The following is a 23,581-nucleotide window of genomic DNA, read 5'->3' on the forward strand; positions in this document are numbered from 1 at the left end:
TATTCGAAAAGGAGTGCGTCGGCGACGGCTAGCAGGGGGCAATGGAGAAACCAGTGCGGGGCCGAATGTACCACCTGAGTTTCGGAGCGTCTAGCCCTCAATAACGAAAAGGCCCCGCAATATGCGGGGCCTTTTCATGACGCTTTATAACAACGCTTAGATGTTGGCGTCGAGGAAGGCCGCCAGTTGCGACTTCGACAATGCGCCGACCTTGGTCGCTTCAACGTTGCCGTTCTTGAACAGCATCAGAGTCGGGATGCCACGCACGCCATGCTTGGCCGGGGTTTCCTGGTTTTCGTCGATGTTCAGTTTGGCAATGGTCAGCTTGCCTTTGTAGGTTTCAGCAATTTCGTCCAGAACGGGAGCGATCATTTTGCAAGGGCCGCACCATTCAGCCCAGTAGTCGACCAGTACAGCGCCTTCGGCCTTGAGTACGTCAGCCTCGAAGCTAGCGTCGGTGACGTGTTTGATAAGATCGCTGCTCATGGAAGTCTCCAGGTTGTAAGCAAAAAAACGTGGCCCATCATAGCTGCCCTTCCTTCGTTCAGGAAGGTGCAGTTGATTGAGTCTCGCTATGGTGCGGCATGAGTTTGGGTATAGCTCAAGTCACGGGGCGGCGGGAGCGACGAAGGCAATTCCGGTGCGCAGGGCGGCATTGCGCACATGTTCCTGCATGGCTTTTTGTGCCGCACCGGACGAGCGCCGGGCCAGCGCTCGGAGGATTTTGCGGTGCTCCTGCCAGGTTTCCATGGCCCGTTCGGCCCGGATGAACGGTAGCTTCTGGCTCTCCAGAAAAATGTCGGCGCTTGCCGTGAGGATGCTCAGCATCGCCTGATTGCCACTGGCCAGCAGAATGCGTCGGTGAAACTCGAAATCCAGTCGCGCCGCCGCCTCGAAGTCGCCGGCCTTCAATTCGCAGCGCATGGCGGCAACGTTATCTTCCAGCGCATCGAGTTCGTGAGTGCTCAGGGTCACCGCGGCCAAACCTGCGGCAAAACCTTCCAGGGCATAACGCAACTGGAAAATGTCCAACGGCGATGCCTGGGCCGCGAAGGGCCAACTCAGTGCCGCATCGCCACGTGGCAAGTCCACCGGCGACTGCACGAACACGCCCTTGCCCGGCTGGATGCTGATCACGCCCAGCGCACTCAACGACGACAGCGCCTCACGCAGCGACGCCCGACTGACCCCCAACTGCACCGCCAGATCCCGCTGCGAGGGCAAGGCATCCCCCGGCGCGAACCCCTGCTCGGTGATCAGTTTACGGATGGCTTGCAGCGCCACTTCAGGTACGGCTCGAGAAATCGAATTCATGGTTTTCAGATGAACCAAGACAATGAGCGGCTAGTTGTAAAGCTATTCGCAGCCCTCGGCAAGTCGTGCTCCATGGGGGTTCGGCCCGTTTCACGGATGCGCCATGAGGGTGCGAAACGCCCTTCAACTGTTCAGACCAGTAAGACCGACCAAATCCAGTAAAACCGTGGCCTGCGGCACCCAAAACCGCTTCTTGGCATGGCCCGTGCTCTGTCGATCCGCAGAACTCATTCCTCGCCGATCCGGAGATTCGCCATGACCCTGCGTTACAGCGCCCTTCTCACTGCCCTGTTTGCCAGCCTGATGTTGAGCCAGGCACCCGCTCACGCCGACGGCCTGGAGGATGTGGTCAAACGCGGCGTCCTCAAGGTGGCCGTGCCTCAGGACTTTCCACCGTTCGGCTCGGTCGGCCCGGACATGAAACCGCGCGGCCTCGACATCGACACCGCCAAACTGCTGGCCGAGCAACTCAAGGTCAAACTTGAACTGACCCCGGTCAACAGCACCAACCGCATCCCGTTCCTGACCACCGGCAAGGTTGACCTGGTAATCTCCAGCCTGGGCAAGAACCCCGAGCGCGAGAAAGTCATCGACTTCTCCAGCGCCTATGCGCCGTTCTACCTCGCCGTGTTCGGTCCGCCAGACGCCGACATCAAAAGCCTGGACGACCTCAAGGGCAAGACCGTCAGCGTCACCCGAGGCGCCATCGAAGACATCGAACTGACCAAAGTCGCTCCCGAAGGCGTGACCATCAAACGCTTCGAAGACAACAACTCAACCATCGCCGCCTACATCGCCGGCCAGGTTGACCTGATCGCCAGCGGCAACGTGGTGATGGTGGCGATCAGCGAGAAGAACCCAAAACGCATTCCAGCGTTGAAAGTGAAGCTCAAGGACTCGCCGGTCTATGTCGGCGTGAACAAGAACGAGCGGGCGCTGTTGGGCAAGGTCAACCAGATCCTCGCCACCGCCAAAACCGACGGAGCACTGGAGAAAAACTCCCAGACCTGGCTGAAAGAGCCATTGCCGGCCGACCTCTGATCGTCGCTCGGGAGACGTGATATGGCCTATCAGTTCGACTTTCTGCCGGTGGTGCAAAACACCGACCTGCTGCTGCGCGGCGCGCTGTTCACCCTTGAACTGACCGCCATCGGCGCGGTGCTCGGGGTGGGGCTGGGCATTGTCGGGGCGCTGGTGCGGGCGTGGAACATTCGCCCGTTCTCGGCGATTTTCGGGGTCTACGTCGAGTTGATCCGCAATACGCCGTTCCTGGTGCAGCTGTTTTTTATCTTCTTCGGCTTGCCATCGCTGGGGGTGCAGATTTCCGAATGGCAGGCGGCAGTGCTGGCGATGGTGATCAACCTCGGCGCCTATTCGACCGAAATCATCCGCGCCGGCATCCAGGCGATCCCCCGAGGACAGCTGGAAGCCGCTGCGGCCTTGGCGATGAGCCGATTCGAAGCGTTCCGCCACGTGATTCTGCTGCCGGCGCTGGGCAAAGTCTGGCCGGCCCTGAGCAGCCAAATCATCATCGTCATGCTCGGCTCGGCGGTTTGCTCGCAAATCGCCACCGAAGAGTTGAGCTTCGCCGCCAACTTCATTCAGTCGCGCAACTTCCGCGCCTTTGAAACCTATGCCCTGACCACGCTGCTGTACCTGTGCATGGCGCTGCTGATCCGCCAACTGCTGAACTGGATCGGCCGCCGCTACATTTCGAGGAGCAGCCAATGAGCGATTTCACCTTCTGGGACATCGTGCGCAACCTGCTCACCGGCCTGCAATGGACCCTGGCGCTGTCACTGGTGGCGTTTATCGGCGGCGGGCTGATCGGCTTGCTGATCATGGTCATGCGCATCTGGAAAAAGCCCCTGCCGCGCAACATTGCCCGTACCTACATCGAGCTGTTCCAGGGCACGCCGCTGTTGATGCAGCTGTTTCTGGTGTTCTTCGGCGTGGCGCTGGCCGGTGTGGAGATTTCGCCGTGGATGGCGGCGGCGCTGGCCCTGACGCTGTTTACCAGCGCCTATCTGGCGGAGATCTGGCGCGGCTGCGTCGACTCGATTCCCAACGGCCAGTGGGAAGCCTCGTCGAGCCTGGCGCTCAATCCGCTTGAGCAACTGCGCTACGTGATTCTGCCGCAAGCGCTGCGGATCGCCGTGGCGCCCACCGTGGGCTTCTCGGTGCAAGTGGTCAAAGGCACCGCCGTGACCTCGATCATCGGCTTCACCGAACTGACCAAGACCGGCGGCATGCTCGCCAACGCGACCTTCGAACCGTTCATGGTCTATGGCCTCGTCGCCCTCGGTTACTTCCTGCTCTGCTACCCCTTGTCCCTCAGTGCGCGCTATCTGGAAAGGAGACTGCATGCCTCTGCTTAGAATTTCCGCCCTGCATAAATATTACGGCGACCACCATGTGCTCAAAGGCATCGACCTGAGCGTCGAGGAAGGCCAGGTGGTGGCAATCATCGGCCGCAGCGGTTCGGGCAAATCCACCTTGCTGCGCACCCTCAACGGCCTGGAGTCGATCAACGACGGCGTGATCGAAGTCGACGGCGAATACCTCGACGCTGCCCGCGCCGATTTGCGCACCTTGCGGCAGAAAGTCGGGATGGTGTTCCAGCAGTTCAACCTGTTCCCGCACCTGACCGTGGGCGAAAACGTGATGCTCGCGCCACAAGTGGTGCAGAAAGTGCCGAAAGCCAAAGCGGTCGAGCTGGCGCGGGAGATGCTGGAGCGGGTCGGGCTGGGCGAGAAGTTTGATGCCTTCCCGGACCGGCTGTCGGGTGGGCAGCAACAGCGCGTGGCGATTGCCCGGGCGTTGGCAATGTCTCCCAAAGTCTTGCTGTGCGACGAAATCACGTCAGCGCTGGACCCGGAATTGGTCAATGAAGTGCTGAGCGTGGTCCGGCAACTGGCCAAAGAAGGGATGACGCTGATCATGGTCACCCATGAAATGCGCTTTGCCCGCGAGGTTGGGGATAAGTTGGTGTTCATGCATCAGGGCAAGGTGCATGAAGTCGGGGATCCGAAGATTTTGTTTGCAAATCCGCAGACGGCGGAGCTGGCGAATTTCATCGGGACGGTTGAAGCGGCGGTCTGATCGTTCTTCAGCGCCTGTGAGGCCGTCTTCGCGGGCAAGCCTCGCTCCTACAGGGATTTGCGCCGTCCGCGAGATTTTGGACAACACCGTCCCCTGTAGGAGCGAGGCTTGCCCGCGAAGTGGCCGTCAGCTACGCCACATAGGCTCCCGCGCCAAAAGATCGCAGCCTTCCACAACTCCTGCGCGTTGGCGTCAGCGTTTGATCGTGGCACGATGTCGAGGTTATCGACCGAGACCCCATGACCATGCCGCAATCCCAAGCCAAGAATCTGTCCCTGATCGCCGCAATCGACCTGGGCTCCAACAGCTTTCACATGGTCGTGGCCAAGGCCCAGAACGGCGAAATCCGTATTCTCGAGCGTCTCGGGGAGAAGGTGCAGCTGGCCGCCGGCATCGACGATGAGCGTCAGCTCAGTGAAGAATCCATGCAACGCGGGCTCGATTGCCTGAAGCGTTTTGCCCAACTGATCAACGGTATGCCGCCCGGCGCCGTGCGGATCGTCGGCACCAACGCCCTGCGTGAAGCCCGCAACCGCGGCGAATTCATCCACCGCGCCGAAGAAATTCTTGGCCACCCGGTGGAAGTCATCTCCGGCCGTGAAGAAGCACGCCTGATTTACCTCGGCGTTTCCCACACCCTCGCTGACACCCCGGGCAAACGCCTGGTGGCCGACATCGGCGGCGGCAGTACCGAATTCATCATCGGCCAGCGCTTCGAACCGCTGCTGCGCGAAAGCCTGCAAATGGGCTGCGTCAGCTACACCCAGCGCTATTTCAAGGACGGCAAGATCACCCCGGCCCGCTACGCACAGGCGTACACGGCGGCGCGGCTGGAGATCATGAGCATCGAACACGCCTTGCATCGGCTGACCTGGGATGAAGCCATCGGCTCCTCGGGCACCATCCGCGCCATCGGCCTGGCGCTCAAGGCTGGCGGACACGGCACCGGCGAGGTCAACGCCCAAGGCCTGGCCTGGCTCAAGCGCAAACTGATGAAGCTGGGCGACGTCGAGAAAATCGACTTCGAAGGCATCAAGCCCGACCGCCGCGCAATCTTCCCGGCGGGCCTGGCGATTCTCGAAGCGATCTTCGACGCCCTCGAACTGCAACGCATGGACCACTGTGAAGGCGCCCTGCGCGAAGGCGTGCTCTATGACCTGCTGGGCCGTCATCATCATGAAGACGTCCGTGAACGCACACTCAGCTCGCTGATGGAGCGTTATCACGTCGATCTGGAACAAGCGGCGCGGGTCGAACGCAAAGCCCTGCATGCCTTCGATCAAGTGGCCAAGGATTGGGATCTGGATGATGGCATCTGGCGCGAACTGCTCGGCTGGGCCGCCAAGGTCCATGAAGTGGGCCTGGACATCGCTCACTATCAGTACCACAAGCACGGCGCCTACTTGATCGAGCACTCGGACCTGGCTGGGTTCTCCCGTGAAGACCAACTGATGCTCGCGCTATTGGTGCGTGGTCACCGGCGCAATATTCCCAAGGACCGGTTTGCCGATTTCGGCGATGACGGCATCAAGCTGATTCGCCTGTGCGTGCTGCTGCGCTTTGCGATTCTGTTCCATCACATCCGTGGCACCCAGGAAATGCCGCAGGTGGTACTGCACGCCAGCCGCGACAGCCTCGATGTGTTGTTCCCGGAAAACTGGCTTGACGAAAACCAACTGACCCAGGCCGACTTCGCCCTCGAAGCGGAATGGCTCACCCGGGTCAGCTTCACCCTGAACGTGCGCTAAAAGGTAAACACCCTACCTGTGGCGAGGGAGCTTGCTCCCGCCGGGGTGCGAAGCGCCCCCACATGAATTGACAGTTTTTCAGAAAACCACCCGTGACCGATTTTGGGGCTGCTACGCAGCCCAGCGGGAGCAAGCTCCCTCGCCACAGGTATTCAGCTGAAACCAAAAAGGGCGATCCATGTGGATCGCCCTTTTTTTGCCCAACCGAATCTGCGTCAGCGAACAGCCAGAATCGGGCTGCCCAACCGCTCCAGCAGGGTCGCCTGCGCGCTGCGCGGGTTCTGGTTGCCGGTCGGCGTGTTGCGGATGTAGCGACCGTCCGCCTGCAGGCTCCAGCTGTGAGTGTTATCGGTCAGATAAAGCTCCAGCTCTTTCTTGACCCGCATGATCAGCTTCTTGCCCTCCACCGGGAAGCAAGTCTCGACGCGCTTGTCGAGGTTGCGCTCCATCCAGTCGGCACTGGACAGGAACATCTGCTCTTCGCCGCCATTGAGGAAGTAGAAGACCCGGGTGTGCTCCAGGAAACGACCGATGATCGAGCGCACGTGGATGTTGTGCGAAACCCCGGCGATGCCCGGCCGCAAGCAGCACATGCCGCGCACCACCAGATCGATGCGCACACCCGACTGGCTGGCCTTGTACAGCGCGCGGATGATCTTCGGATCGGTCAGCGAGTTGAACTTGGCGATGATGTGCGCCGGTTTGCCGTCGAGGGCGAACTGGGTTTCGCGGGCAATCATGTCGAGCATGCCCTTCTTCAACGTGAACGGCGCGTGCAGCAGCTTCTTCATCCGCAGGGTTTTACCCATGCCGATCAGCTGACTGAACAGTTTGCCGACGTCTTCGCACAAGGCGTCGTCCGAGGTCAGCAAGCTGTAGTCGGTGTACAGACGGGCGTTGGCCGCGTGGTAGTTGCCCGTGCCCAAATGCGCGTAACGCACGATCTCGCCGGCTTCGCGGCGCAGAATCAGCATCATCTTGGCGTGAGTCTTGAAGCCGACCACGCCGTAGATCACCACCGCACCGGCCGCTTGCAAACGGCTAGCCAGTTGCAGGTTGGACTCTTCATCGAAGCGCGCACGCAATTCGATCACCGCGGTGACCTCTTTGCCGTTACGCGCGGCATCGACCAGTGCATCAACGATTTCCGAGTTGGCGCCGGAACGGTACAGCGTCTGGCGGACCGCCAATACATGCGGGTCCTTGGCGGCCTGGCGCAGCAGGTCGACCACCGGGGTGAATGACTCGAACGGGTGCAGCAACAGGATGTCCTGCTTGCTGATCACGCTGAAGATGTTCTCGCTGTTCTGCAGCAGTTTCGGGATCTGCGGGGTGAACGGCGTGTATTGCAGAGCGCGCTGACTGTCCAGGCCGGTAATGCTGAACAGGCGGGTCAGGTTGACCGGACCGTTGACCTGATACAGCTCGGTCTCGTGCAGGTTGAACTGCTTGAGCAAGTAGTCGGACAGGTGTTTCGGGCACGTGTCGGCCACTTCCAGACGCACCGCGTCACCGTAGCGACGGGAGAACAACTCGCCGCGCAGCGCGCGGGCCAGGTCTTCCACGTCTTCGGTATCGACCGCGAGGTCGGCGTTGCGGGTCAGGCGGAACTGGTAGCAGCCCTTGACCTTCATGCCCTGGAACAGGTCATCGGCGTGCGCGTGGATCATCGACGACAGGAACACATAGTTGTCGCCCGCGCCGCCCACTTCTTCGGGCAACTTGATGACGCGCGGCAGCAGACGTGGCGCCGGGATAATCGCCAGACCGGAATCGCGACCGAAGGCGTCGATGCCTTCGAGCTCGACGATGAAGTTCAGGCTCTTGTTCACCAGCAACGGGAACGGGTGCGTCGGGTCGAGGCCGATCGGGGTGATGATCGGCGCGATCTCGTCGCGGAAATAGCGGCGCACCCAGGTTTTGATCTTGGTGGTCCAGTGACGCCGACGGATGAAGCGAACCTGATGTTTTTCCAGTTCCGGCAACAGAATGTCATTGAGAATCGCGTACTGGCGGTCAACGTGACCATGTACCAGCTCGCTGATGCGGGCCAGGGCCTGATGCGGTTGCAGGCCATCGGCGCCGGCCTGTTCACGGGCGAAGGTGATCTGCTTCTTCAGGCCGGCCACGCGAATCTCGAAGAACTCGTCCAGGTTGCTGGAGAAGATCAGCAGAAACTTCAGCCGCTCCAGCAACGGGTAGGACTCATCCAGCGCCTGTTCCAGCACGCGGATGTTGAACTGCAGTTGCGAGAGCTCGCGATGGATATACAGGCTGCTGTCATCCAGGCCGGGAACGGCGATCGCTGGAGCCGCTGTTGCGGTTTCGGTCACCGCCGCGGGTGGAGCGGGCTCCAGCTCCGGCGGCGTCTCGGCGATTTGCTCGGCCACGGGTTGAGCCTCTTTTACGGCAACTTCAGTAAGTCCTTCGGTATTCATGGAATGTTCCTGGGAGGGCTATTTCTGCTCTCGTAACAATTGAGCGGCGCGCACGGCAAAGTAAGTCAGGATGCCATCAGCCCCTGCACGTTTAAAAGCGGTCAGGGATTCGAGGATAACCCCTTCGCTCAACCAGCCATTCTGGATGGCCGCCATGTGCATGGCGTATTCACCGCTGACCTGATAAACAAAGGTCGGCACTTTAAATTCTTCTTTGACCCGGTAAAGGATGTCCAGATACGGCATGCCTGGCTTGACCATGACCATGTCCGCGCCTTCTGACAAGTCCGCCGCCACTTCGTGCAGGGCTTCGTTGCTGTTGGCCGGGTCCATCTGATAGGAAGCCTTGTTGGCCTTGCCCAGGTTCAGCGCCGAACCCACCGCGTCTCGGAACGGGCCGTAATAGGCGCTCGCGTACTTGGCAGAGTAAGCCATGATCCGCACATTGACGTGATCGGCAAGCTCCAGCGCTTCGCGGATGGCCTGGATGCGACCGTCCATCATGTCCGACGGGGCCACCACCTGAGCACCGGCCTCTGCGTGGGAAAGGGCCTGCTTGACCAGTGCGTCGACGGTAATGTCGTTCTGCACATAGCCTTCTTCATCGAGGATGCCGTCCTGCCCGTGAGTGGTAAACGGGTCGAGCGCAACGTCGGTGATCACACCCAGTTCCGGGAACTGCGCACGCAAGGCGCGGGTGGCGCGCTGGGCGATGCCGTTCGGGTTCCAGGCTTCGGCGGCGTCCAGGGACTTGAGCTCCGGCGGCGTGACCGGGAACAACGCCAGCGCCGGAATCCCCAGTTCGACCCACTTGGCCGCTTCTTCGAGCAACAGATCGATGGTCAGGCGCTCGACGCCCGGCATCGACGCCACCGCTTCGCGACGGTTTTCACCGTCCAGCACGAACACCGGCAGGATCAGATCGTCGACGGTCAGAACGTTTTCACGGACCAGTCGACGCGAAAAATCATCACGGCGATTGCGACGCAGGCGGGTTGCAGGAAACAAACGGTTGGCGGGGGTGAAGCTCACGGCAGACTCCTGAGCCCGCTGGCGTGCGAGCGTGACAGTTATAAGCGGCCATTATGACCGTGGTATTACAGTTATGTGCATCCCTGCGTCACGTAGCCGCATTCCATTGTCCTTGTAGGAATTGTTCACGTCGAGACACATTTGGACACTTTCATGAATGTGCACGAAGGCGTAGGCTGCGCGTTCATTTCGCCAGCATCCAGACAATGCTCCAACAATTTCTTCAGGAATTCGGCTACTTCGCCCTCTTTCTCGGCACGTTCTTCGAAGGCGAAACCATTCTGGTGCTCGCAGGCTTCCTCGCGTTCCGCGGATACATGGACATCACAATCGTCACGATCGTGGCGTTCTGTGGCAGTTATGCCGGCGATCAGCTGTGGTATTTCCTCGGGCGCAAACACGGTCGCAAATTGCTGGCGCGCAAACCTCGCTGGCAACTGATGGGTGACCGGGCGCTGGAACATATCCGCAAACACCCGGACATCTGGGTGCTGAGCTTCCGCTTCGTCTATGGATTGCGCACGGTCATGCCGGTGGCGATCGGCCTGTCGGGTTATCCACCGGGGCGTTATCTGCTGCTCAACGGGATTGGTGCCGCGATCTGGGCGACCGCACTGGCCGCAGCGGCGTATCACTTCGGCGCGGTGCTTGAGGGCATGCTGGGCAGCGTCAAGAAGTACGAGCTGTGGGTGCTCGGCGCCCTGCTGGTACTGGGCCTGGGCTTGTGGCTGCGTCGGCGCTTCAAGAATGCCCGTCTGGCGAAGAAGATCTACGCCGACGAGCAAGCCGAGCTGGCCAAGGCCGCCGAGACTAAGACGCCAATCGAGTAAAGCGGTCCCTGCAGCAGTAGAGACCGATGCCGCTGAGCAGGCTGTAGCTGAGCAGGCCGATCCAGCCCACCGCGCTGGCCGGCCACAGCCCGACCACCGGCGCCAGCCACACCAGCGGCACATTCGATGCCAGCCGCAACAGCTCCAGCTTCAACGCCTGCGGGCGATTCTCCAGGGCCATGCCCAACGTAAACAGACCCAATGCCACCGCACCCCAGCCCAACACCAGCGCGGCGGTCGGCAAACGTGGCTCAAGGTTCATCAAGTAGCTGCCCAGCGCGATGTAGACGCAGAACTGCAACGCCACATAGACCTGCTGACGCCCGTCCAGCGGCACCTCGAATTTGCGGAACTGGCTCAGGTCCGGCTTGTTCATCGGGTACTTGGCCGCCACATCCGCCGGCCGCCAACCGGTGCGCATGAACCAGATGCGCAGCTTGTCCCATGTGCTTTCAGCCCGCCGCGCGTCATCCCAAAGCTGCGCGTAAAACTGCACGTTCGCCCACAACGGATTCCAGCTCGCCAACGGCGTGGTCACGCCGAAAATCACCGGCTCGTTGTCGTCCTCTTCCTGGAACGAGCCGAATAGACGGTCCCAAATAATGAACACCCCGCCGTAGTTGCGATCCATGTAGAGAGCGTTCTGTGCATGGTGAGCCCGATGATTGGACGGCGTGACGAAGAACCACTCAAACCAGCCGAGCTTGGGAATGTGTTTGGTATGCACCCAGAACTGATAGAGCAAGTTCAGCGCGGCGACACTAATGAACACCAGCAGCGGCACGCCGAGCACCGCCATCGGCAAGTAGAAAATCCAGCTCAGCAGGAAGCCGGTACTGGTCTGGCGCAGGGCCGTGGAGAGGTTGTAGTCCTCGCTCTGGTGATGCACCGAGTGCGCGGCCCAGAGGATGTTGCGCTCATGACCCATACGGTGCAGCCAGTAGTAGCAGAAGTCATAGAGGACGAAGGCAAACACCCAGACCCAGACGCTGTCGGCCGACAGCTCGAACAGCGCGAGGTGCTTGAGGGCAAACGCATAGGTCACCAGGCCGACGCCTTTGGTCAACAGGCCCGTAGTGGTCGAAAACACCCCGGTGCTGATGCTGTTGATCGCGTCCGCCAGCCGATAATTGCTCAACCCGCGCCAACGGTCCGCCAGCAGCTCGACGGCAATCAGCACAAAGAAAAACGGCACCGCATACAGAATGAAGTCCATTGACGCGCCCTGATCGGATCTTGAGGACAGATGCTAGGTGTAGCCGCGAATTAACCCTATGGCAACGAGTGACAAATTAGTGGACATTTAACGCCATGAATCTGGAGAAAAACCCATGAGCAAAAAAATTGCAGTGATCCTTTCCGGCTGTGGCGTGTACGACGGCGCCGAGATCCACGAAAGTGTGATTACCTTGCTGCGCCTGGACCAGCGTGGCGCCGAGGTGCAGTGCTTTGCCCCCAATATCTCGCAATTGCATGTGATCAATCACCTGACCGGCGACGAAATGCCCGAGTCGCGCAATGTGCTGGTGGAATCGGCGCGGATTGCCCGGGGCAACATCAAGGATATTCGTGAGGCCAGCGTCGAAGACTTCGACGCGCTGATCGTGCCTGGTGGGTTTGGCGCGGCCAAGAACCTGTCGAACTTCGCCATCGAAGGCGCCGGCTGCACCGTTCAACCGGACGTCCTGGCGCTGACCGAAGCGTTTGCCGAAGCGGGCAAGCCGGTGGGATTGATCTGCATTTCGCCGGCGCTGGCGGCTAAAATCTATGGCCCGGGCGTGACCTGCACCATCGGCAACGACGCCGATACCGCCGCCGCCATGAACAAGATGGGCGCCACCCACCAGGATTGCGCAGTGAGCGACATCGTCGAAGACAAGGCGCGCAAACTGGTCTGCACCCCGGCTTATATGCTGGCGCAGAGCATCAGTGAGGCTGCATCGGGGATCAACAAACTGGTCGACCGCGTGCTCGAACTGACCCACGAGAATGATGTGTAACACAGACTAATATGGGAGCGAGCCTGCTCGCGATGGCGGTCTATCTGTCGACATCAATGGTGAATATGAGGGACCCATCGCGAGCAGGCTCGCTCCCGCAGGGTTCTTTGTAAGGCTCAGGTTTTGCGGGTCAGCCGCGTGAGTATCCGATCCAGCGCATTGGCGAACGCCTGCTTTTCGCGCTCACCAAACGGCGCCGGCCCGCCGCTCATCTGGCCCTGCTCACGCAGATCGGTAAACAGGTTACGCACCGCCAACCGATCGCCCATGTTTTGCGCATCGAACTCCTTGCCCCGTGGGTCCAGCGCGGCAACGCCCTTCTTCACCAGCCGATCGGCCAGCGGCACATCGCTGCAAATCACCAGTTCACCCGGCACCGCATGTTCCACCAGATAGTCATCGGCGGCATCCGGGCCGCTGGGCACCACGATCAGCTTCACCAGGGCCAGGCCCGGTTTGATCTGTGGCTGCCCCGCCACCAGCACCACCTCGAACTGGCGCTTGAGTGCGAACTTCACCACCAGCTCCTTCGCCGCCCGTGGGCAGGCGTCGGCATCGATCCAGACACGCATAGACTTTTCCCTCTTCTAAAAGCTTCGCGGGAAAGCCTCGCTCCTACAGGATTCACGCGTTATTTGGAGCCGCGGACAACCTGTAGGAGCGAGGCTTGCCCGCGAATATGAGCGCAGCGAATGCTCTTAAGAAACCTGCGCCCTACGCTTCTCCGCCATCCAGCTACGGCCATACAGCACGATAATCGCAATGATCGCCACCGCCTGAGCACTCAGCGAATACGCGTCAGCGTGGATCCCCAGCCAGTCAAAGTCAAAGAACGGCACCGGCCGCGTGCCGAAGATCCCGGCTTCCTGCAACGCCTTCACGCCATGCCCGGCAAACACCACCGACAGTGCGCACAGCAAACCGGCGTTGATGCTGAAGAACAACGACAGCGGCAGTTTCTGCGAGCCGCGCAGGATCACCCACGCCAGCCCGACCAGCAACACCAGCGCCGTCGCACCACCGGCCAGCACCGCGTTATGCCCGGCGGGACCCGCCTGCAGCCACAGGGTTTCGTAGAACAAAATCACCTCGAACAGCTCGCGATACACCGAGAAAAACGCCAGCGTCGCAAAGCCGAAGCGTCCACCGCCGCCCACCAGGCTGCTCTTGATGTAGTCCTGCCACGCCGCTGCATGGCGACGGTCGTGCATCCACACGCCGAGCCAGAGCACCATGACGGCGGCAAACAACGCCGTCGCACCTTCCAGCAACTCGCGTTGCGAACCGCTGACATCGATCACATAGGCCGCCAACGCCCAGGTTGCCAGACCGGCCAGCAACGCCAGGCCCCAACCAACGTTGACGCTACGCACCGCCGACTGCTGGCCGGTATTGCGCAGGAACGCCAGAATCGCCGCCAGCACCAGAATCGCTTCCAGGCCTTCGCGTAACAAAATCAGTAAACCGGAGACGTAGCTCAGGGACCAGCTCAAGCCATCGCTGCCCAGCAACCCGGCGGACTCCTTCAACTTGGCCTTGGCTGCGTCCAGACGCTGTTGGGCCTGGGCCACCGGCAAACCGTCCTGCAACGATTGACGGTAAGCCATCAGGGATTTTTCGGTGTCCTTGCGCACGTTGGCGTCGACGTTGTCCAACGAGCTCTCGACCAGTTCGAAGCCCTCCAGATAGGCCGCTACCGACAAGTCATAGGCTTGATCGTGATCACCGGCACGGTAGGCCAAGAGGCTCTTGTCCAGAGTCGCAGCGGTGTAATCGAGCAACTGCGCCGGGCCACGCTTGACCTGCGGCGGTTGTGCCCGCTGCGCACGGAACGTCGTGGCGGCTTGCGGGCCATCGGCGGCCTGCACTTCGGCCGGGGTCTGACGAGCGAGGTCGGCGATGTTGTAGGTCTTTTCGGATGTAGCGCCGGCCGGATCGGCGCTGAAACCGGCGATGTAGGTCGCCAGGTCCCAACGTTGACGATCGTCCAGCTGATCGGCGAAGGCCGGCATGTCCGTGCCTTCGACGCCCAGGCCCACGGTGGTGTAGATCGCGTACAGACTCAGGTGGTCCAGGCGCGCCGTGTCACGCAGATTGGCCGGTGGTGGCGTCAGGCCGACACCCGCCGGACCGTCACCGGCCCCCGTATCGCCGTGGCAAACCGAGCAATGCTGGGCGTATAGCGGTGCTCCACGCGTTGGATCCGGAGTAATGATCGGTGCCTGGCTGACTTCATAGGTCACGGCCAGTTTCGCACCGAGCTGCCGAGCCTGACGGGCCACGTCCGCGCCGTCCTGACGGGCAGCGATGGCGCTGCGCAGCGTGCTGACGCCCTGCTCCAGCCCGGCTTTTTCCGGCTTGGCCGGCATCGCGGCGATCAAGCCTTGCAAGACCTTGATGAATTCCAGCTGCTCGCGGTATTCGGAGTCGTCGATGACCTTGCCCGCTTGCACCGTCTGCGGGTAGTCCGCGCCAATGTAATCGAGCAAATGCAGGGCTTGCGGCGCGCCTTCCACGGTGTCCGCCAGCAGATTGAAACTGCACAAGGCAAACAGCGGCAACACCAGCCAGGCCAGGAAACGGGACGGGGCAGTCATGAATCAATCTCAATTGGAAATACGAAGTAACACATTGTTCACTTCCAGTGCCATTCACTCAAGCTTTGTCTGCGTCGGCCGCTGGAGTGCAGGAACAAAGTGCCATCATCCAAGTCTATAATTTGCCGCCTCATGGCGGCTTATCTTCAAGGAAGACACACAGCAAATGGCCACCCGCCTGCGCTTCATGTTTGTACTCAGTGCATGCCTGCTACTGAGCGGCTGTCCCACGATGCGTGACTACAACGCGGAGCTGAACGAGACACTCGATTATTTCAAGGCCGGGCAACTCGATGACGCGGTTGCCGTGCTCGACCGCAACAATCCTTTCGCTCCGGGTGACCTGCTCTACAACCTCGAAAAAGGCGAATTACTGCGACTCGGCGCCCATGTGACCGGTAATCACGCAAACTGGGATTACGCCGACAAGCTGATCGAGGGCTGGGAAAACTCGCCAAGATTCGACGCCTTCAAAGCATTCACCGAATTCAACAGTTACGGCGCCAATGACAAAGTGCGCCTGTACGATGGCTACGATTTCGAGAAGGTCGCCCTGACCACGCAAATGGCCCTGGCGAGCCTCTCCAGTGCCGACGTGAGCATCGCTCGCGTCATGATCAAGAAAACCCACGAGCGCGAAGCAACCATTGCCGACAAGCGTGACAAGCAGTACCTGGAAATGGAAAACCAGGCGAAGGAACAAGGGGTCGCGTTGAAATTCCAGGACCTTCAGGGGTACCCGGTCGCGACCCTCGACGCCCCCGAAGTGATCGCGCTGAAGAACAGCTACCAGAGTGCGTTCAGCCATTACCTCGCCGGATTCATTTATGAATCGCTGAACGAGAAAGACCTCGCCGCGCCGGGTTATCGCCAGGCCATCGAACTGCGGCCCAATACGCCGCTGCTCGAGCAAGCCTTGCGCAATCTGGCCAAATCCCCGTTGAAGGCCGGCGAGGTCGACGTTCTGCTGATCGTGCAAACCGGCCTCGCACCAGCACGCAGCTCCGTCCGCGTGCCGATTTCGGTGGACGTCGACAGTGAAACCTACATCACTAACATGTCGTTCCCGATCCTCATCCCCGACACGTCCACTCCGCCTGTGGACTTCATCACGGTGGATGGCAAAAAACACAAACTGACGTTGCTCAACAGCTTCGGCGACATGTCGCGGCGCACCTTGCGTGACGACATGCCGGGCATTATTCAACGCACGCTCCACCGCGCCCGGTCCAATGTCGAATACCTGGCCTATCTGAAAAAACACAGGCCCGAGAAACTTGAAGAAACGATCCTGCAACAGCTTCAACGCGAGGATGCCGACACCCGTGGCTGGCGCACGTTGCCGGACAAAACGCTGGTTGCCCGCCTGCGACTCAAGAAAGGCCAGCACCAACTGACGCTGCCCAACGCGCCGGACGCAACACCGGTCAGGTTCAAGGTGGATCAGATACACCAGGCCTTCAGTCTGCGCGCGGTGGGTAGCCGCCGATTCGCCGCCGACGTCGCCTTGCGGCTCGACACTGTTCCCGCACCGCAGGCTGCCATCAGCCCTGCTCAACCCTGAACGGAGATTTTCATGGGATTGAAATGCTTCGCCGTTGTCGCGCTGGCCCTGCTGGCCGGTTGCGCCACCCCGCCCCCACCGCCGGAACCGGGCAGTGCCGCCAGCAAAGTCTTGGCCACCGGGCCGATCGAGAACGTCGCCATCGGCCCGATGCGCATGGCCCGGGAAAACGGTTTCCTGACGGTCAATACGCAGCTGAGCAACACCGACACCCGTAACCGAACGCTCTATTACCGATATCTTTGGCTGGGACCGGAAGGCTTCCCAGTGGCCGACGCCGACACCTGGAAAAGCCTGACCCTGTATACCGAGCAAACGAGTTTTCTGCCGGCCATTGCCCCTGTGCCCCAAGCCGTGGATTTGCGCCTGGAGATCAATACGCCGTGACTCGCCCACTTGAGACCTTGCCCATGTCTGTACGTGTTTCGTTCCTTGCCCTGGCTGCGTTGCTGATCGGAGGCTGCGCCGACAATCGCTCACCGGTGCTGGGCAGTGGCAACATCAGTTATGGCGACCCGAAAGCCGTGGAACTGATCACCAACGAATTCGGCTCGACCGACCTGCAAATGATCGCGGAAAGCATGACCCGCTCCCTCGCCCAGTCCGGTGTTTTGAAGGGCCGCCCGGTGGTTCAGGTGTACGACGTGATGAACAAGACCAGCGAGTACATCGACACCCGGGAAATCACCACGTCGATCAAGACCCAGCTGATGCGTTCCGGCACCGCGCGCTTTGCCAGCGACAACACGGACATGCAGAGTCAGGTCGACCATCTGAAATTGCAAAACCAGAGCGGTCTGTACAAGAAGAGCACGGTGGCCAAAACCGGCAACATGATCGCTGCCCGTTATCGCCTGGAAGGCTCGATCAGTTCCATCGTCAAGCGCAGCAACGATTACAAGGACGTCTTCTACAAATTCAGCCTGCAATTGATTGATGTCGAAAGCGGGCTGGCCGAGTGGATGGACGAGAAAGAAATCCGCAAGACCACGGAGCGCTAAGCAATGCGTGCATGGATTGGCATCTTGGCCCTGACCTGCGCCGTTGGCGTACAGGCGGCCCCGAAAATCGCCGTTACCGACCTTGCCTATGAGGCCAGCGTGGATCAATACGTTCACGTGATCTCGGCCCGGGACAATCATCAGCAGGACTATTACGGCGCCAGTGGCTCGTCCAGTTACGACGAATACACGACGCAGAACAGCTACCTGGAACAGACCGAAATCCGCCGTTTCAGTGGCGACATCAAAGGCCAGATGCTCAAGACCGGGATGTTCCAGCTGATTCAGGGCTCGCCCTACACCGCCAGCGCCAGAAGTGATGTGTACGACGTGATCAAGCGCATCAAGGCCGGCGACTTCAAAGGCGCCGACTACGTGCTGTTCGGCACACTGTCGGACATCGACTTCACCCAGGACATGAATGAACTGGCCAACACTGACAGCTACTCGGCAGTGCTGGCGTTGACCCTGGTGGCAGACTTCAGCCTGATCAACACCAAGACGTATGAGATCACCTCGGCGTTCACGGCGATGGGCGAAGCTCAGGACACCAAATTGGTAAATGATCGGGATATCCACGTTTCGCTGAACCGGCCCCGGGTGGTGCGGGACGTGTCGAGGTCGTTGGGTGAGGACGTGGCTCGCCAGTTGAGCGAACAGCTCGGGGATGGCAGTCATGCGCCGTCAGGACAACCGCAGCCGCACAACGACCTGCCGCCGGATACCGCGCCGGTCATCCTGCGCTGATATCCAGGCTGACATTCCAATGTGGCGAGGGGGCTTGTCGGAACGCCGCACCGCCCCGTTCGGCTGCGAAGCAGTCGTAAAACCGGCAACCGCGGTTTACCTGATGCATCGATATTGCTGGGATGGGGGCCGCTTCGCGACCCAACGGGGGCAAGCCCCCTCGCCACAATGGATCGCGCCTCCCCTGAGAGGTTTTACACCGCGGCTTTGCGCAGCGTCGCCATAAACGCCGCCGCACCAATAAACAGCCCGGCAAACGTGCGGTTCATGCGTTTTTGCTGCTTGGGCGTGCGCAACAGACGCAGTACCTTCGACGCCAACCCGGTGTACCCGGCCATGACGATCAGGTCGACGCAGACCATGGTCACGCCGATGATCAGGTACTGAGCCAACAGCGGCGCGTGGGGATCAATGAACTGCGGCAACACCGCCAGCATGAACACCAGGGCCTTGGGGTTGCTGATGTTGACCAGGAACCCACGGAACACCAAAGCCAGAGGTTTGCCGATCTGACGCACGGCCGCGTCATCGCTCATGTCGCTGGGCAGCGCGCGCCATTGCTTGACCGCGAGGTAAACCAGGTACGCCACACCGAACCATTTGATCGCATAGAAAGCGGTGGCTGATGCCGTGAGAATCGCGCCCACACCGGCACCGACAATCGCGATCTGTACCGCCAGGCCAACTTGCAGGCCAAGGGCGTTCCAGTAACCGCGCCAGAAACCGTATTGCAGACCGCTGGACATCGACGCAATGGCGCCGGCACCGGGAGACAGGCTGATCACCCAGCAGGCAGCAAAAAACGCCAGCCATGTTTGAAGCTCCATTGCACACCTCGACTCAGACTCGTGACAGACGTCTAAGCTAATGCGGCTTTGGGCGGATGACTACCGATTTTTTTGTCGGACAGAGCGACTGCCGACCAGCGTTTTATGGCTTCAGGGCCCCTTCGCGAGCAAGCCCGCTCCCACAGTTGACCGAGTCTCTAAACAAGAACGCGGTCAACTGTGGGAGCGGGCTTGCTCGCGAAGGCGGACTGTCAGCCAACAGAAGGCTTACTTTTCGATCCCGCTCAACGGAAACACATCCGTGCCGCGCCAGCGCCGAACCGAACGCTGGAAGAACAGGCTGTTGGGCACTTGCACCATGGCACTGCCGGTACCGAGTTCTTCCGCTTCAATCAGCGTGGTGTAAAGCAGATTGATCGCCACCACCCGACCTTTGACGCCGGGCTTGTCGGTGGTGTCCACCAGTTCGACGACGTCACCGATGCGGAACGGGCCGACGGTGAAGATCAGGATCGCGCAGAGCAGGTTGGAGAGCACGCTCCACATGGCGAAGAACGCCACCGCCGCGACTGCAACAAACCCGGACAACGCGGTCCAGAGCACGGTGGCCGAAACCCCGAGGCGTTCCAGCACGAAAATCAACGCACTGCCCATGATCAGCCAGCGCAAACCGCCGCGCAGTGGCATCAGCAGCTGCGGTGGAAACGGGTAGCGCTCGCCCAGGCGAGTCAGGCATTTAGCGACGAAGCGCTGGGCAAAGTAACCCGCCAACAGGATCAGCAGGATTTGCGCAGCGAACCAGATCGGCTCGCCCCACCCCGCCGGCAGCGGCAGCTTGAACGCTTCCATCAGGACAGCGCCTCCAGCTCCGCCTGCATGCTTTCGAGCAGTTCCAGAGCTTCCATCCAGGCTTCTTCCAGTTCGGCTTCACGCACCTTCAACTTGGCCTGTTCAGCCAGAAGATCGCGCAAATCGTTCTTGCGCGCCGGTTCGTAAATGTCGCTGTCGCCGAGGCTGGTATCGATCTTCGCCAGTTTCTCGTGCAGCTTGCCCAACTCGGCTTCGAGCTTGTCAGCCTCACGCTTATGCGGTGCCAGTTGCTGACGCAACGCAGCAGCGGCCTGGCGCTGGGCCTTCTTATCGGTCTTGTCCGGGTTGACCGGGGTGTTGCTGACCGGGGCATTGCGCTGACGGTAGTCGACCAGCCAGCGGGCGTAGTCTTCCAGGTCGCCGTCGAACTCCTCGACCTTGCCGTCAGCCACCAGATAGAAATTGTCGGTGGTGCTTTTGAGCAGATGGCGATCGTGGGAGACCACCAGCACGGCGCCACTGAACTCCTGCAGGGCCATGGTCAACGCCAGGCGCATTTCCAGGTCCAGGTGGTTGGTCGGTTCGTCGAGCAGTAGAAGGTTCGGCCGATCCCAGGCGATCAATGCGAGGGCCAGACGGGCCTTTTCGCCACCGGAGAAATTCAGCACCGGCTCGTCGATACGCGCGCCACGGAAGTCGAAACCGCCGAGGAAGTCGCGCAGGGTCTGCTCGCGTTCGGTCGGTGCCAGGCGCTGCAAGTGCAGCAACGGGCTGGCCTTGGAATCCAGAGAGTCCAGCTGATGCTGGGCGAAGTAGCCCACGACGGTGTTCTCGCCACGGGTCAGGCGACCAGCCAATGGCGAGAGTTCACCGGCGAGGTTCTTGATCAGGGTCGACTTACCGGCGCCGTTCGGGCCGAGCAAACCGATCCGCGCACCGGGGGTCAGTTGCAACTTGACCTTCTCCAGCACGGCTTTGTCGCCATAACCCAGGCGAGCGTCGGACAGATCGATCAACGGGCTGGAGATTTTCTGCGATTCGCGGAAGACGAAGTCGAACGGCGAATCGACATGCGCGGCGGACAGTTCTTCCATCCGCTCCAGTGCCTTGATCCGGCTCTGGGCCTGACGGGCCTTGGTGGCCTGGGCCTTGAAGCGGGCGATGTAGCTTTCCATGTGCGCACGTTGCGCCTGCTGCTTCTCGTAGGCCTGCTGTTGCTGGGCCAGGCGTTCGGCGCGGGCACGTTCGAAGGCGCTGTAACCACCGCGGTACAGGGTGATCTTGCGCTGATCGACGTGGGCCACGTGATCGACCACGGCATCGAGGAAATCCCGGTCGTGGGAAATCAGCAGCAAGGTGCCCGGATAGCTTTTCAGCCATTCTTCGAGCCAGATGATGGCGTCGAGGTCCAAGTGGTTGGTCGGTTCGTCGAGCAGCAACAGGTCCGAGGGGCACATCAAAGCCTGCGCCAGGTTCAGACGCATCCTCCAGCCACCAGAGAAATCTCCTACCGGACGATCCATCTGCTCGTTAGTAAAACCAAGACCGGCCAGCAGCTTGCGGGCCCGGGCGTCGGCGGTGTAACCGTCGGCACTGTCGAGTTCCGCGTGCAGACGGGCCTGAGCCGCGCCGTCATGCGATGCTTCGGCCGCGGCGAGGTCGCGTTGCACCTCACGCAGGCGCAGGTCACCATCGAGCACGTAGTCGACCGCCAGGCGTTCGAGGGTCTCGATTTCCTGACGCATGTGGGCGATGCGCCAGTCGGCCGGCAGGAAGCAGTCACCCGAGTCCGGGTGCAGTTCACCCCGGATCAAGGCGAACAGGCTCGATTTGCCGGCGCCGTTGGCACCGATGAGGCCGGCTTTGTGGCCGGCGTGCAGGGTCAGCTCAGCGTCTTCTAGCAGACGTTGAGGGCCACGCTGTAAAGTCAGGTTCTGAAGTCGAATCATAATGGCGGCGGAGTCTACCAGCTTCGCTCGCAACTGGCGCGAGTAGCACTATGTCCTCTGACCTGTGGAGCTTTTCCCTTACCACCTACGCCCGTCCCGGTGTTGAAGACGCGTGCCTGCAATTGCAGTCGGCAGACGTGAATGTGTGCCTTCTGCTCTGTGGGTTATGGCTGGGAGACCGAGGCGTCACCTGCAATGAGCAACGATTGCAGCTGCTTCGCGACATGGCCGAGCCTTGGGACGCCGATGTCGTGCAACCGCTGCGAGCATTGCGCATGCAATGGAAAACCGTCGCGATTGAGGACGCCGAGCTGAATACGTTGCGCGAACAAGTGAAGACACTGGAACTGGAAGCCGAGCGACATCTGTTGTTGCGACTGGAGCGATCGGCGCAGAGTTGGCCGCAGTGTGAGGCAACCGATCTAACAGCCTGGCTGGAAGGTGTGGCGGCAGGCGCCGCCCACCTGGACCGCGACGCGCTGCATCAGCTGCGCGTCGCGGTAACCGGCACTTAGGAAGCGCTGGTTGGGGTGGTTGCTGCGATCGATGCGGCGGCCGGCGTTGGCGCTGGCGTGGCTGTCGAGGTGGCTGCTGCTAAAGCAGACGTTGCCGCCGGAGCCGGGTTGGCTGGCTTGGCAACTGGCTTGGCGGCAACAGGTTTTTTCACCACTGGTTTGGCAGCAGGCTTGGCCCCGACTGGCTTGGCAGCAGATTTGGCTGCGGCAGGTTTTGCAGCGCTGGCGGTGGCCGGTTTGGCAGCAGCGGCAGGTTTAGCCGCAGCAGGTTTTGCTGCCGGTTTTGCAGCTGGTTTTGCAGCAGCTTTTACCGCTGGTTTTGCACCAGTTTTAGCCGCGACAGATTTCGCAGCCGGCTTGGCAGCAGGTTTCGCTGCAGCGGTTTTGGCAGCTGGTTTAGCTGCAGGTTTAGCGGCCGTTTTTACAGCTGGTTTTGCAGCTGGTTTTGCTGCGGCGGTTTTCGCCACGGCTGGCTTGGCGGCGGCAGTCTTGGCAGCCGTCGTTTTAGCAGCCGGTTTCGCAGCGCTGGCCGCGACGGTTTTTTTCGCTGCTGGTTTTGCTGCTGGCTTGGCGGCGGCTTTCACCGGCGCCTTGGCAGCAGGCTTGGCCGGTGCTTTTGCAGCCGCCGGTTTGGCAGCAGCTTTCCTGGCAGGTGCCGCAGCAGGCTTGGCCGAACGCAGGGACAACGCCTTGCCGACAGCCTCTTGTACTCGACCGATACCTTGGGCCAGTTTCAGGCTTTCTTGAGCATCGCGCTTGAGTTGCAGAATGTAGCTGCGCGTTTCGGATTGACGATCCTTGAGGGCATCGAGCAAGTCCTCAAGCTCTTTCACTACACCCTTCGCTTTGGTTTGTGCCTTGGCTTTACCGGCAGCCGCAGCGTCCTGCAATTTGGTACGGGATTTGTGCAATTTTTCCTGCGCTTTTCCGCGCTGTTTTTCCAGTTTGGCGAGCAGTTTTTCAGCATCAGCCAAGGCTTGGGAACAAGCGTTTTCCAAATGATCGAGCAGGCTGCCCGAGAGTTGTTGGAGTAAGTGCAACGGGGTATTTACAGGCTTCTTGGTGGCCGACATGGTTTACCTCCTGGCTGACGTGGGTGCGGCTCATACTAGACCTCTGATGACACCGCCGCTAGGGCATGTTGAC

At 60.6% G+C, this 23,581-nt stretch carries 23 protein-coding genes; 12 read left to right on the top strand and 11 right to left on the bottom strand.

Annotation, left to right across the window (positions count from 1 at the left end):
* Positions 1–156 precede the first annotated feature (156 nt).
* Together trxA and ACA068_RS28275 are read right to left on the bottom strand one after the other, a co-directional pair.
* Positions 157–486 carry a thioredoxin TrxA gene (gene trxA / locus ACA068_RS28270; protein ID WP_003438289.1) on the bottom strand — a complete coding sequence of 110 codons (330 nt, stop codon included), beginning with the start codon at positions 484–486 and terminating at the stop codon, positions 157–159.
* A gap of 120 nt (positions 487–606) precedes the next feature.
* A complete protein-coding gene (locus ACA068_RS28275) occupies positions 607–1,314 on the bottom strand; it encodes a FadR/GntR family transcriptional regulator (RefSeq protein ID WP_497306293.1) in 708 nt (235 codons plus the stop codon).
* Positions 1,315–1,569: 255 nt separating this feature from the next.
* Here ACA068_RS28275 and ACA068_RS28280 point away from each other — a divergent pair, with 255 nt between their 5' ends.
* The 5 genes from ACA068_RS28280 (at position 1,570) to ppx (ending at position 6,164) form a co-directional block, all read left to right on the top strand.
* Complete coding sequence (locus tag ACA068_RS28280; protein WP_497306295.1) at positions 1,570–2,355, top strand: transporter substrate-binding domain-containing protein; 786 nt, start codon at positions 1,570–1,572, stop codon at positions 2,353–2,355.
* A 21-nt stretch (positions 2,356–2,376) separates the two neighbouring features.
* The gene (locus ACA068_RS28285) at positions 2,377–3,045 is read left to right on the top strand and encodes an amino acid ABC transporter permease (RefSeq protein WP_497296577.1); all 669 of its coding nucleotides are present in this window, start codon (positions 2,377–2,379) and stop codon (positions 3,043–3,045) included.
* Complete coding sequence (locus ACA068_RS28290) at positions 3,042–3,692, top strand: amino acid ABC transporter permease (RefSeq protein WP_497306297.1); 651 nt, start codon at positions 3,042–3,044, stop codon at positions 3,690–3,692. The genes ACA068_RS28285 and ACA068_RS28290 overlap by 4 nt, the downstream gene beginning before the upstream one ends.
* Positions 3,679–4,416, top strand: a complete 738-nt coding sequence (locus tag ACA068_RS28295; protein ID WP_497306298.1) for an amino acid ABC transporter ATP-binding protein — start codon at positions 3,679–3,681, stop codon at positions 4,414–4,416. Before ACA068_RS28290 ends, ACA068_RS28295 begins: the two co-directional genes overlap by 14 nt.
* Before the next feature lie 245 nt (positions 4,417–4,661).
* The gene (gene ppx / locus ACA068_RS28300) at positions 4,662–6,164 is read left to right on the top strand and encodes an exopolyphosphatase (RefSeq protein ID WP_497310678.1); all 1,503 of its coding nucleotides are present in this window, start codon (positions 4,662–4,664) and stop codon (positions 6,162–6,164) included.
* A gap of 215 nt (positions 6,165–6,379) precedes the next feature.
* Here ppx and ppk1 read toward each other — a convergent pair whose 3' ends face one another.
* Positions 6,380–8,602 (bottom strand): polyphosphate kinase 1, encoded by a 2,223-nt coding sequence (gene ppk1, locus ACA068_RS28305; protein ID WP_497306299.1) that lies wholly within the window; start codon positions 8,600–8,602, stop codon positions 6,380–6,382.
* Positions 8,603–8,620: 18 nt separating this feature from the next.
* Positions 8,621–9,634 carry a porphobilinogen synthase gene (gene hemB / locus ACA068_RS28310; protein WP_008150323.1) on the bottom strand — a complete coding sequence of 338 codons (1,014 nt, stop codon included), beginning with the start codon at positions 9,632–9,634 and terminating at the stop codon, positions 8,621–8,623.
* 206 nt (positions 9,635–9,840) lie between these two features.
* Between hemB and ACA068_RS28315 the strand changes: the two genes are divergently transcribed.
* Positions 9,841–10,464: a DedA family protein gene (locus tag ACA068_RS28315; protein ID WP_497306301.1), complete on the top strand. Its 624-nt coding sequence runs from the start codon at positions 9,841–9,843 to the stop codon at positions 10,462–10,464.
* On the opposite strand, the gene ACA068_RS28320 is transcribed toward ACA068_RS28315, so the two are convergent.
* Positions 10,445–11,680 (bottom strand): sterol desaturase family protein, encoded by a 1,236-nt coding sequence (locus ACA068_RS28320; protein ID WP_497306303.1) that lies wholly within the window; start codon positions 11,678–11,680, stop codon positions 10,445–10,447. The genes ACA068_RS28315 and ACA068_RS28320 overlap by 20 nt on opposite strands.
* A 115-nt stretch (positions 11,681–11,795) precedes the next feature.
* Here ACA068_RS28320 and elbB point away from each other — a divergent pair, with 115 nt between their 5' ends.
* Complete coding sequence (gene elbB / locus ACA068_RS28325; RefSeq protein ID WP_497296583.1) at positions 11,796–12,464, top strand: isoprenoid biosynthesis glyoxalase ElbB; 669 nt, start codon at positions 11,796–11,798, stop codon at positions 12,462–12,464.
* Between the two features lie 116 nt (positions 12,465–12,580).
* Here elbB and ACA068_RS28330 read toward each other — a convergent pair whose 3' ends face one another.
* Positions 12,581–13,036 (bottom strand): YaiI/YqxD family protein, encoded by a 456-nt coding sequence (locus ACA068_RS28330; RefSeq protein ID WP_497306305.1) that lies wholly within the window; start codon positions 13,034–13,036, stop codon positions 12,581–12,583.
* A 126-nt stretch (positions 13,037–13,162) separates the two neighbouring features.
* Complete coding sequence (locus ACA068_RS28335) at positions 13,163–15,061, bottom strand: FTR1 family protein (RefSeq protein ID WP_497306307.1); 1,899 nt, start codon at positions 15,059–15,061, stop codon at positions 13,163–13,165.
* A 166-nt stretch (positions 15,062–15,227) separates the two neighbouring features.
* Here ACA068_RS28335 and ACA068_RS28340 point away from each other — a divergent pair, with 166 nt between their 5' ends.
* Genes ACA068_RS28340 through ACA068_RS28355 form a run of 4 tightly spaced genes read left to right on the top strand, consistent with a single transcriptional unit; the run spans position 15,228 to position 18,373 of the window.
* Positions 15,228–16,625 carry a COG3014 family protein gene (locus ACA068_RS28340; RefSeq protein WP_497306309.1) on the top strand — a complete coding sequence of 466 codons (1,398 nt, stop codon included), beginning with the start codon at positions 15,228–15,230 and terminating at the stop codon, positions 16,623–16,625.
* Positions 16,626–16,637: 12 nt separating this feature from the next.
* Positions 16,638–17,012 (top strand): YcfL family putative periplasmic lipoprotein, encoded by a 375-nt coding sequence (locus ACA068_RS28345; RefSeq protein ID WP_497306310.1) that lies wholly within the window; start codon positions 16,638–16,640, stop codon positions 17,010–17,012.
* A 23-nt stretch (positions 17,013–17,035) separates the two neighbouring features.
* Complete coding sequence (gene lpoB / locus ACA068_RS28350) at positions 17,036–17,626, top strand: penicillin-binding protein activator LpoB (RefSeq protein WP_497306312.1); 591 nt, start codon at positions 17,036–17,038, stop codon at positions 17,624–17,626.
* A 3-nt stretch (positions 17,627–17,629) separates the two neighbouring features.
* The gene (locus ACA068_RS28355; RefSeq protein ID WP_497306314.1) at positions 17,630–18,373 is read left to right on the top strand and encodes a penicillin-binding protein activator LpoB; all 744 of its coding nucleotides are present in this window, start codon (positions 17,630–17,632) and stop codon (positions 18,371–18,373) included.
* Positions 18,374–18,567: 194 nt separating this feature from the next.
* Here the strand turns inward: ACA068_RS28355 and rhtB are convergent, their stop codons facing one another.
* The 3 genes from rhtB to ACA068_RS28370 form a co-directional block, all read right to left on the bottom strand.
* Positions 18,568–19,200 carry a homoserine/homoserine lactone efflux protein gene (rhtB, locus tag ACA068_RS28360; protein ID WP_497306315.1) on the bottom strand — a complete coding sequence of 211 codons (633 nt, stop codon included), beginning with the start codon at positions 19,198–19,200 and terminating at the stop codon, positions 18,568–18,570.
* 228 nt (positions 19,201–19,428) lie between these two features.
* Entirely contained in the window at positions 19,429–20,010 is a 582-nt protein-coding gene (locus ACA068_RS28365) for a mechanosensitive ion channel family protein (protein ID WP_172791907.1), read from the bottom strand.
* Complete coding sequence (locus ACA068_RS28370) at positions 20,010–21,920, bottom strand: ATP-binding cassette domain-containing protein (RefSeq protein ID WP_497306317.1); 1,911 nt, start codon at positions 21,918–21,920, stop codon at positions 20,010–20,012. The genes ACA068_RS28365 and ACA068_RS28370 overlap by 1 nt, the downstream gene beginning before the upstream one ends.
* A 50-nt stretch (positions 21,921–21,970) precedes the next feature.
* Between ACA068_RS28370 and ACA068_RS28375 the strand changes: the two genes are divergently transcribed.
* On the top strand, positions 21,971–22,435 hold the full coding sequence (locus tag ACA068_RS28375) for a TIGR02444 family protein (protein ID WP_497306320.1): 465 nt from the start codon (positions 21,971–21,973) through the stop codon (positions 22,433–22,435).
* Here the strand turns inward: ACA068_RS28375 and ACA068_RS28380 are convergent.
* On the bottom strand, positions 22,432–23,508 hold the full coding sequence (locus ACA068_RS28380; protein WP_497306322.1) for an AlgP family protein: 1,077 nt from the start codon (positions 23,506–23,508) through the stop codon (positions 22,432–22,434). The genes ACA068_RS28375 and ACA068_RS28380 overlap by 4 nt on opposite strands.
* Between the last annotated feature and the right edge of the window lie 73 nt (positions 23,509–23,581).

Source organism: Pseudomonas sp. LBUM1660 (genome assembly GCF_059695935.1).

Excerpts from the sequence above, each read along its gene's own strand:
- lpoB (WP_497306312.1), top strand. The coding sequence starts at position 17,036 with ATGTCTGTACGTGTTTCGTTCCTTGCCCTGGCTGCGTTGCTGATCGGA.
- ACA068_RS28355 (WP_497306314.1), top strand. The coding sequence starts at position 17,630 with ATGCGTGCATGGATTGGCATCTTGGCCCTGACCTGCGCCGTTGGCGTA.
- ACA068_RS28345 (WP_497306310.1), top strand. The coding sequence starts at position 16,638 with ATGGGATTGAAATGCTTCGCCGTTGTCGCGCTGGCCCTGCTGGCCGGT.
- rhtB (WP_497306315.1), bottom strand. The coding sequence starts at position 19,200 with ATGGAGCTTCAAACATGGCTGGCGTTTTTTGCTGCCTGCTGGGTGATC.
- ppk1 (WP_497306299.1), bottom strand. The coding sequence starts at position 8,602 with ATGAATACCGAAGGACTTACTGAAGTTGCCGTAAAAGAGGCTCAACCC.
- ACA068_RS28280 (WP_497306295.1), top strand. The coding sequence starts at position 1,570 with ATGACCCTGCGTTACAGCGCCCTTCTCACTGCCCTGTTTGCCAGCCTG.
- trxA (WP_003438289.1), bottom strand. The coding sequence starts at position 486 with ATGAGCAGCGATCTTATCAAACACGTCACCGACGCTAGCTTCGAGGCT.
- ACA068_RS28320 (WP_497306303.1), bottom strand. The coding sequence starts at position 11,680 with ATGGACTTCATTCTGTATGCGGTGCCGTTTTTCTTTGTGCTGATTGCC.
- ACA068_RS28335 (WP_497306307.1), bottom strand. The coding sequence starts at position 15,061 with ATGACTGCCCCGTCCCGTTTCCTGGCCTGGCTGGTGTTGCCGCTGTTT.
- ACA068_RS28290 (WP_497306297.1), top strand. The coding sequence starts at position 3,042 with ATGAGCGATTTCACCTTCTGGGACATCGTGCGCAACCTGCTCACCGGC.
- ACA068_RS28275 (WP_497306293.1), bottom strand. The coding sequence starts at position 1,314 with ATGAATTCGATTTCTCGAGCCGTACCTGAAGTGGCGCTGCAAGCCATC.
- ppx (WP_497310678.1), top strand. The coding sequence starts at position 4,662 with ATGCCGCAATCCCAAGCCAAGAATCTGTCCCTGATCGCCGCAATCGAC.
- ACA068_RS28365 (WP_172791907.1), bottom strand. The coding sequence starts at position 20,010 with ATGGAAGCGTTCAAGCTGCCGCTGCCGGCGGGGTGGGGCGAGCCGATC.
- ACA068_RS28285 (WP_497296577.1), top strand. The coding sequence starts at position 2,377 with ATGGCCTATCAGTTCGACTTTCTGCCGGTGGTGCAAAACACCGACCTG.
- ACA068_RS28380 (WP_497306322.1), bottom strand. The coding sequence starts at position 23,508 with ATGTCGGCCACCAAGAAGCCTGTAAATACCCCGTTGCACTTACTCCAA.
- elbB (WP_497296583.1), top strand. The coding sequence starts at position 11,796 with ATGAGCAAAAAAATTGCAGTGATCCTTTCCGGCTGTGGCGTGTACGAC.
- ACA068_RS28295 (WP_497306298.1), top strand. The coding sequence starts at position 3,679 with ATGCCTCTGCTTAGAATTTCCGCCCTGCATAAATATTACGGCGACCAC.
- ACA068_RS28340 (WP_497306309.1), top strand. The coding sequence starts at position 15,228 with ATGGCCACCCGCCTGCGCTTCATGTTTGTACTCAGTGCATGCCTGCTA.
- ACA068_RS28375 (WP_497306320.1), top strand. The coding sequence starts at position 21,971 with ATGTCCTCTGACCTGTGGAGCTTTTCCCTTACCACCTACGCCCGTCCC.
- ACA068_RS28315 (WP_497306301.1), top strand. The coding sequence starts at position 9,841 with ATGCTCCAACAATTTCTTCAGGAATTCGGCTACTTCGCCCTCTTTCTC.
- ACA068_RS28330 (WP_497306305.1), bottom strand. The coding sequence starts at position 13,036 with ATGCGTGTCTGGATCGATGCCGACGCCTGCCCACGGGCGGCGAAGGAG.
- ACA068_RS28370 (WP_497306317.1), bottom strand. The coding sequence starts at position 21,920 with ATGATTCGACTTCAGAACCTGACTTTACAGCGTGGCCCTCAACGTCTG.